6 protein-coding genes are annotated in these 8885 nt (G+C 63.4%); 3 read left to right on the top strand and 3 right to left on the bottom strand.

Annotated elements, in window-relative coordinates; all coding sequences use genetic code 11:
- Positions 1–2 precede the first annotated feature (2 nt).
- A complete protein-coding gene (locus HX869_RS30560; protein ID WP_003210248.1) occupies positions 3–1109 on the top strand; it encodes an efflux RND transporter periplasmic adaptor subunit in 1107 nt (368 codons plus the stop codon).
- A gap of 2 nt (positions 1110–1111) precedes the next feature.
- A complete protein-coding gene (locus HX869_RS30555; protein ID WP_178904128.1) occupies positions 1112–4183 on the top strand; it encodes an efflux RND transporter permease subunit in 3072 nt (1023 codons plus the stop codon).
- Positions 4184–4333: 150 nt separating this feature from the next.
- On the opposite strand, the gene HX869_RS30550 is transcribed toward HX869_RS30555, so the two are convergent.
- The 3 genes from HX869_RS30550 to HX869_RS30540 all read right to left on the bottom strand — a co-directional run bounded on the left by HX869_RS30550 (position 4334) and on the right by HX869_RS30540 (position 7404).
- The gene (locus HX869_RS30550) at positions 4334–5563 is read right to left on the bottom strand and encodes a M20/M25/M40 family metallo-hydrolase (RefSeq protein WP_003210251.1); all 1230 of its coding nucleotides are present in this window, start codon (positions 5561–5563) and stop codon (positions 4334–4336) included.
- 68 nt (positions 5564–5631) lie between these two features.
- Positions 5632–6690 carry a diguanylate cyclase gene (locus tag HX869_RS30545; RefSeq protein ID WP_023658718.1) on the bottom strand — a complete coding sequence of 353 codons (1059 nt, stop codon included), beginning with the start codon at positions 6688–6690 and terminating at the stop codon, positions 5632–5634.
- Between the two features lie 78 nt (positions 6691–6768).
- A complete protein-coding gene (locus HX869_RS30540; RefSeq protein WP_008431366.1) occupies positions 6769–7404 on the bottom strand; it encodes a LysE family translocator in 636 nt (211 codons plus the stop codon).
- Between the two features lie 130 nt (positions 7405–7534).
- Between HX869_RS30540 and HX869_RS30535 the strand changes: the two genes are divergently transcribed.
- Positions 7535–8885 (top strand): PLP-dependent aminotransferase family protein (locus tag HX869_RS30535; RefSeq protein WP_178904127.1); only part of this gene is annotated, 1351 nt, incomplete at its 3' end.

Below are 8885 nucleotides of genomic sequence, written 5' to 3'. Positions count from 1 at the left end.
ACATGAACCCTCTCCCCCTGCGTCTTCTCACCCCCCTGGCCCTGCTGGCGGTACTCAGTGGCTGCAACAACAAGGCCGACCCCGTCGCCGAAGCGCCCCTGCCCCGCCCGGTGCTGGCCGCCAAGGTCGAAGCCGCGGGCAGCCAGCAAAGCGCCTACACCGGCGTAGTGGCCGCACGCACGGAAAGTGACCTGGGGTTTCGCGTCAGCGGCAAGGTGATCGAGCGCAAGGTTGATCCCGGCCAGCACGTCAACCGTGGCGACACTTTGCTGGTGCTGGATATCGGCGACTTCGAACTGGCCCTGCGTTCGGCAAAAAACCGCGTCAATGCGGCCCAGGCGCAACTGCGCCAACGCCGGGACGATGAATCCCGCTACCAGCGCCTGGCCAATACCGGCGCCGTGTCGCGGCAGATTTTCGACCAGTCCGCCACCAATCTGCGGGTGGCCGAAGCCGAACTGGCCTCCGCGCAATCCGACGCCAGCCAGATCGAAAACCGCCGCACCTACTCGGTGCTCAGGGCCGACAGCGACGGCATCATCACCGACGTACGGGTGGACCGCGGCCAAGTGGTCGCCGAGGGGCAAGTAGTGGCGCGCCTGGCCCACGACGGCGCCCGGGAAGCCATCGTCAACCTCCCGGAAAACCAGCGCGACCAGGCTTCGCAAAAAGCCCTGGCGTTCCCCTTCGGCGCCCCTGAGCAAGCAGTGACCGCCACGTTGCGCGAGCTGTCTGCCAGCGCCGACCCGACCACCCGCACCTACCGGGCCCGCTATGTATTGCATGGCCCCGTCGACCGCTTCGCTCTCGGCTCGACCATCACCGTGCGCCTGCAAGGTAACGGCCAGGCGCAACAGACCCGCGTGCCCATCGGGGCGCTGCAGGATGCCGGCAAAGGCACCGGTGTGTGGGTGATTGGCGCCGATGACAAGGTCAGCTTCGCCCCGGTCAACGTCGCCAGCCTCGGCCAGGAGGACGCGTTGCTGGACAGTGGCGTGGACCCAGGCCAAGTAGTCGTCGCCCTCGGCGCGCACCTGCTGCACAGCGGTGACGCGGTACGCCTGTTGCCGGCCCAGGTATTGGCCCTCAACCGTCAGCAGGAACACTGATAATGCGCGGGATCAACCTCTCCGAACTGGCGGTCAAGCATCGCGCGGTCACGCTGTTCCTGATCATCGCGATCCTCGCCGCCGGGGTCTTTGCCTTTGGCAAACTGGGGCGCGCCGAAGACCCTTCGTTCACCGTCAAGGTCATGACCATCACCGCCGCCTGGCCCGGCGCCACCGCGCAAGAGATGCAGGAGCAAGTGGCCGACCGTCTGGAAAAACGCCTGCAGGAGTTGGACTATTACGACCGCGTCGAAACCATCGCCCAACCGGGCTTCGTCTCGATGCGCATGACGTACCTGGAGTCCACCCGTCCCAGCGAGATCCAGGACCTGTTCTACCAGACTCGCAAAAAGCTCAGCGACGAAGCCGCGAAGTTGCCCAAGGGGGTGATCGGGCCGTTCTTCAACGATGAATACTCCGACGTATACTTTTCCCTGTACGCGCTGGAGGCCGAACATCTACCCCACCGGCAACTGGTGCAAATGGCCGAGGACATGCGCCAGGGCCTGCTCAATCTGCCGGGAGTGAAGAAGGTCAATATCCTCGGCGAACAGGCGCAGCGGATCTTCGTCGAGTTTTCCTATGAGCGCCTGGCCACCTTGGGCATCAAGCCCGAGCAGATCTTCGCCGCCCTCGCCGCCCAGAATGCCGTGGCGCCTTCAGGCTTTGTCGAGACCGCCGGGGCACGCGCCTATATCCGCATCGACGGGGCCTTCGACAGCCTGGCGCTGATCGAAAACGTCCCGCTGGAAGCCAACGGCAAGCTGCTGCGCATCGCCGATGTGGCCACCGTCAGCCGGGGTTATGAAGACCCGCCCAGCTACCGTATCCGTCATCAGGGCGACCCGTCGCTGATGCTCGGGGTGATCATGGAGAAGCACTGGAACGGCCTGGAACTGGACAAGGCTCTCAAGGCCCAGGAAGCGAAAATCCAGGCCGACCTGCCGCTGGGGGTCAACTTCGCCAAGGTCTCCGACCAGGCGAAAAACATCAGCCTGGCGGTCAACGAGTTCATGCTGAAGTTCTTCGTCGCCCTCGCGGTGGTGATGGTCATCAGCCTGCTGGCCCTGGGGTTCCGCGTCGGGCTGGTGGTGGCCGCTGCGGTGCCGCTGACCTTGTCGATCGTGTTTGTGATCATGCTGATGACCGGCCGCGAATTCGACCGGGTGACCCTGGGGGCGTTGATCATTTCCCTGGGCCTGCTGGTGGACGACGCGATCATTGCGATCGAGATGATGGTGGTCAAACTCGAAGAGGGTTTTGACCGGATCCATGCGGCTACGTTTGCCTGGAGCTCCACCGCCGCGCCGATGCTCACCGGCACGCTGGTGACGATTATCGGCTTCCTGCCGGTGGGTTTTGCCCGCTCGGGGGCCGGGGAATATGCCGGGAATATTTTCTGGATCGTCGGTTTTGCGCTGATCGCGTCGTGGCTGGTGGCGGTGGTGTTCACCCCGTACCTGGGGGTCAAGCTGCTGCCGCACATCGAGCCGGTTGTCGGCGGCCACGATGCAATTTACGCCGGGCGCTATTACCAGAAACTGCGGCGCCTGGTGGACGCTTGCGTGCGCAGACGCTGGCTGGTCACCGGGTTGGTGGTGGCGGCCTTTGTGCTGTGTGGCCTGGGCATGGGCGTGGTGAAGAAGCAGTTCTTTCCCAACTCCGACCGTTCCGAGCTGATTCTTGAGGTGTACATGCCACCGGGCAGCGCCTTCAAAAGCACCGAGGCGGTAGCGGCGCAGGTGGAAAAGGCGCTGATGGAGGAGCCGCAAACCGTCATGGTCGACACCTATGTCGGCGGTGGTGCACCGCGGTTTTTCCTGTCGCTGAACCCTGAGCTGCCAGACCCGGCCTTCGCCAAGTTGATCGTGCAGACCGCCGACGCCCATGCCCGGGACAACCTGAAAAAACGCATGGCTGAACGCATCGCTGCCGGCGAGTTTCCATCGGCGCGGGTGCGCGTCACCCAGTTGGTATTCGGCCCGCCGGTGCCCTTCCCGGTGGTGTTTCGCGTGTCCGGTCCCGACCTGAATGTGCTGCGCAGCCTAGCTGAAGACGTGCGCCAAGTGGTCGCGGCCAACACACTCACGCGGGACAGCTTCCTCGACTGGGGCGAGCGCGCCAGCAGTTACCGCCTGGTACTCGACCAGGACCGCCTGCGCCTGCTGGGCTTTACCCCCGACGGGGTGAAATCCCAGCTCAACGCGTTGCTCAGCGGCAACCCGATTACCGAAGTGCGCGAAGGCAATCGCACCGTTTCAGTGGTTGCCCGCTCCCAGGGCAACCAGCGCGAAGACCTCGGCAACCTGGACAATATGACCCTGACCAACAGTGCCGGCGTCTCGGTGCCATTGGCCCAGGTCGGGCATTTCCAGGCGGTGATGGAAGAACCGATCCTCAAGCGCCGCAACCGCGCACTGACCGTGGAAGTGCGCGCCGACATCGTCGACGGCACCCAGCCGCCAGACGTGGAAATGGCGGTGTACAAGGACCTGCAACCCTTGATCGCCAAGCTGCCGGCCGGGTATCAGATCGTCATCGGCGGCCCGGTGGAAGAAAGCGCCAAGGCCAACGTGGCGCTGGCGGCACTGTTCCCGATCATGATCCTGCTGACGTTGACGGTGATCATGTTCCAGGTGCGTTCGTTCGGGGTGATGTTCATGGTGTTCGCTACCGCGCCGCTGGGGCTGATCGGGGCGGTGCCGACGCTGCTGCTGTTCAACCAGCCGTTCGGGTTCAACGCGATATTGGGGCTGATCGGGATTGGCGGGATTCTGATGCGCAATACGCTGATCTTTACCGACCAGATTCGGCAGAACCAGGACCAGGGCATGGTGATTCGCGAGGCGATCATCGAGGCCACGGTGCGCCGGGCACGCCCGGTGATCCTGACCGCGCTGGCGGCAGCGTTGGCGTTTATTCCGCTGACATTGTCGGTGTTCTGGTCGTCGCTGGCGTATGTGCTGATTGGCGGGGTGCTGGTGGGGACAGTGTTGACGTTGCTGTTCTTGCCGGCGCTGTGCAGTCTGGTGTTGGGGCGGGAGAAGACCCGGGAAGTGGTGACTGCAACCTGATCCAACTAGCCCCACAAACCAATGTGGGAGCGGGCTTGCTCGCGAAAGCGGTGTACCAGATAAGCAGATGTCGACTGATAGACCGCATTCGCGAGCAAGCCCGCTCCCACACAAGCCCGCTCCCACATTTAGAGGTGTGGCGTTTTTAAGTCAGCGCTTGGAGAGTTCCATAATCATCCGGCTCAGCAGATAAATCCGCGGCGCCACGCTCTCCACCTCGGCATATTCCTCCGGCGTATGGATATTGCCCCCGACAATCCCGAACCCGTCGAGGGTCGGCGTACCCACGCCAGCCGACAAGCTCGCATCCGCCGCCCCGCCGCTGCCCTCAATGGTCAGCTTGCGCCCCAGCTCGCCATAAATCCCCTGGGCAATCGCCACCAGCTTGTCCGACTCCGGCGTCTGCGGCATCGGCGGCAGGCCACGGTGCAAACTGGTGGTCACTTCAGTCTCGGGGATCAGCTTGTTGGCCGAGACCCGTGCCAGGTCTTTCTCGATCCGGTCAAACTCTTCCGGCAACGCCGCCCGTACATCCGCCTTGGCGGTGGCCTGGTCGGGGATCACGTTGACCCGGTCGCCGGAGTTGATCACGGTGAAGTTGATGGTGGTTTTCTTCTCGGCATCCCCCAGCTTGCCCAGTTGCAGAATCTGGTGCGCCGCTTCCATCGCCGCGTTGCGCCCCAATTCCGGGGCGACGCCGGCGTGGGCGGCCTTGCCCTTGACCTCGACCACGGCGGTGGCGCTGCCTTTGCGCCATACCACCAGGCCATCGGCCGGGCGACCCGGTTCCAGGTTGAGCGTCACGTCGTGGCCCTTGGCGGTGTTGCGGATCAGCTCGGACGCGCCGTCGGTGCCGGTTTCTTCGCTGGCGTCCAGCAGGAAAGTGATTTGTGCGTAGTCCTTGAAGCCCTGGTTTTTCAGGACCTTCAAGGCGTAGATGCCGGCGACGATGCCGCCCTTGTCATCCATTACGCCCGGGCCATAGGCGCGGCCGTCCTTGATGTGGAACGGCCGGGCAGCCGCCGAGCCTTCCTTGAACACCGTGTCCATGTGGGCCATCAGCAGGATCCTGGCCTTGCCGGTGCCCTTGAGGGTGGCGATGACATGGCTGTTATGAGCGGCGGCATCCGGCACCAGCTGGATGCTGAAACCCAGTTGCTTGAGCTCATCGACGGCGATGTCACGCACTTGGGTCAGGCCCGGCTCGTAGCCGGAGCCCGAATCGATATTCACCAGGCGCTCCAGCAGTTTCAAGGCGTCGGCCTTGTACTGCTCGGAATCGGCCTGGATCTGTTTGTGGGGTTCGGCGCTGAAGGCCGGCATGGCGAAAGACAGCGCCAGGGTGGCCGCCAGCAAGGTACGCGGGAAGTTGAAGAGCATGAACCGATCCTTGTTTTTGTTGGAAGGTAGCGCTCCACCCTACCTGACAAACACCGATTTGTTGATCCTCAGATCGACCTCAACCAACTTCCCTGCACCGAACTGACCCGGTTGCGCCCGCTGCTCTTGGCCTCGTACAAGGCCTGGTCGGCATCGTTCAGCCAACTGGTGGCGTCGGCGTGTGCCGGCCGGTATGGCGCCAGGCCGATGCTCAGGCTGGCGCGCAAGGTCGGGTCCTGTGCGTAGGCCAGGGAGTTGAAGCGATCACGCAGGGCGTCCATCACCTCGGTGGCGCGGTTCAGGGGCATGTCCGGCAGGATCACGCAGAATTCGTCGCCACCGTAGCGCCCGGCCAGGTCAGTGGCCCGCAGGTTCTGGCGCAGCACTTTGCTCAATTGACGCAGCACGATATCGCCGGTGACATGGCCGTAGGTGTCGTTGATGGTCTTGAAGTGGTCGATGTCGATCAGCGCGATGGCGGCGCCCTGCTGGTCGCGGCGGCAGCGCTGGAACTCGATTTCCAGGTGGTCTTTCCAGGCGCCGTGGTTGAGCAGGCCCGACAGGCTGTCGGTGCGGCTCAGGGCCAGCAACTCGCGCTTGTGCCGGGCCAGGGTGATCGCTTGCCGGTAACAGATCCAGCCCAGCGCCAGGGGATACAGCATCAGGATCGGCAGGCAGGCGTAGAGCTGCACTTCACTGGTGAGGGCGGTCACCGCCGGAGTGAACACCAGCATCGAGGCGCCGATGCCCAGCGCCTGGGCCACCCAACCGGCGAGCATGAAGCGCGGGCCGCCGATGGCGACGTTGTTCATGGTCATCATCGACAAGGTGGTCACGCTGGGCAGCGGGTTGAACTGCATGGCGCCAACCCAGAACCCGCCGCAAAACGAGTCGAACAGCAGGTTGCGGTGTTCCGAGCGCAGGGAGTTTTTCGAGTGCCGCGACCATTGGTAGGCCACATGCGGCCAGATGAAGGCATTGGCGATCATCACTCCCCAGACCCAAGCGGATTTATCCAGCGGGTAGATGGCGGCGGCCACACAGACAAACCCGAGGGTCAACCCCAGGGTGCGCGACTTGTACAAGCGTGAAGCGAGCGAAAGTCCGTTTCCTCCTGCGGCTGGCATGTCTGGCTTGATCCTGGATGAATGCCCGAAGTCTATCAGGGCACCGGCAGATCGCCACTACCGCTCATAAGCTGACCTTCAGCTGGAAAAGCCCCTGGCCAGCATCAGCGCCACCCCCAGCAGCAACACCGCCGTGGCCCGTTGCAGCAACACCCGGCGCTTGGGGTTTTCCAGCACGTGCTTGATGCGTTGGCCGAAGTAGCAATACAGGCAGCCGCTGGCAAATTGCAGCAGCAGGAAGGTCAGGCCGAGGATCGCGATGTCGGCGGCGGCACTGCCCTGGCCGATGGCGGCGAACTGCGGGAATACCGCGCTGAACAGAATGATCGCCTTGGGATTCGACAACCCGGTCAGCAGGCCCTTGCCGAAAAGACTGCGGGCATTTTCCGCAGTTGCATCGTTGGTCTTGATGGTCACTCCGCTGCTGGTCCATTGCTTGTAGGCCAGGTAAAGGATGTAGGCCACGCCTACCACCTGGATGATCCGGGTGATCAGCGGGTAATCCTTGATCAGCTCGGAGAAACCCACGGCAAAGATCAGGATCGACACCAGGTAGGAAACACTCGCCCCGAACTGCGCCGGCAGGGAGCGGCGCAGGCCGTCCTTCAGGCCGAGGCTGAGCAACAACAAGGTCATGGGCCCGGGGCTGAAGGCCAGGGTGGTGCACAGCAGCAGGAAATACAAAAACGAAGACAGCGTCAGCGCGGTGGCCATGGCGTGGAATTTCACAGCAGGAAAGAGGGCTTGCAGTCTAGGGCGCACGTGCCGCCACAGGCAGGTAAACTCTACGGATATACGCGCAGACTTTACCGGTGAAGCTGGCGGCAAACTTAAGGACAGTGTGATGCCCATTCCTGCGATTCACTTTCATGACCGAGCACCGAAGGTGCAGCAGATCGTCGATGCCCTGGCCCATGCGATCGAGCAAGGCGAATTGGCCGCTGGCAGCAAACTGCCTTCGGTGCGTGAGTTGGGAGCCTTGCTGGGCGTCGGAAAATTCACCATGAATGAAGCGCTGGATCGCCTGCGCGGGCGTCACCTCCTGACCTCCAGCCAGGGCCGCGGGCACTTTGTCGCCAGCAGCCTGGCACAGCCGTCGTCCAGCACCTGGGTCGACTTGCTGCCCCAGGACTTGCTCAGCGTACTGCGCCGCCCCCTGGCCATGGCCCAGGGCGACCTGCGCCCCGGCGGCGGCCATCTGCCGGAAGACTGGCTGGATTCCGAAGCCCTGCGCCAGGCCATGCGCAGCGCAGTCCGCGCCCCTACCCTGCGCATCGCCGGGCTGGGCACCCCGGCGGGCCTGCTGCCGTTGCGCCAGGCGCTGCAACAGAAACTGCACGGTGAAGGGTTGTCGGTGCCGGTGGAGCAAATCATCACCACGCCCAACACGGTGCAAGGCCTGGACATGCTCATGCGCCTGCTGGCGCGGCCCGGGGACACGGTGCTGCTGGATGCACCGTGTTATTTCAACTTCCACGCGAACCTGGCGTTGCATGGGGTCAAGGTGGTGACGATCGCCCGGCGGCCTGACGGGTTTGATTTTGTCGCGTTGGAGCAGTTGTTGGCGGAGCATCGTCCCAGCCTGTACCTGACCACCAGCGTGTTGCATAACCCCACCGGGCATTCATTCAGCCCGAGCCAGGCATTTCGGTTGTTGCAACTGACCCGGGAGTATCGCTGCCATATCGTTGAGGATGATCTTTACGGGGATTTGCACCCTAACCCGCCGCCGCGCCTGGCGACTTTGGCGGGATTGGAGCAGGTGACGTACCTGTCGGGGTTTTCGAAGGTGCTGACGGCGAACGCGCGGGTCAGTTATGTGGTGGCGGCGCCGCAATTGGCGGCGAATCTGACCAATATGAAGTTGATGAGCGGCGGCATAACGTCGGAGCTGTTCGAACAGATTGTGTATCGGCTGCTGAGTGAGGGTGGGTATGCCCGGCATCGCAAGCGCATGGTTCAGCGGCTGCTGGAGGCTGGGGGGCGGGTTGAGCAGTGGCTGCGGCGTTGTGGGTGTGAATTGCCGATGGGGTTTGAGGGGGGGATGTTTATCTGGGCGCGGTTGCCGGCGGGGGTAAATGGTGAGCGGCTGGCTGAAGCCGGGTTGAAACGCGGGATGGTGTTGGCGCCGGGGGCGTTGTTCGGGTATGAGCCGGGGTTGCGGGATTTCATGAGGTTTAATGTGGCGCACTGCG

It is taken from the genome of Pseudomonas sp. P7779 (assembly GCF_013386315.1).
Classification (GTDB): Bacteria; Pseudomonadota; Gammaproteobacteria; order Pseudomonadales; family Pseudomonadaceae; genus Aquipseudomonas.
Note: the sequence above shows the minus strand (reverse complement) of the source record. Positions and strands in the feature narration are given on the sequence as shown.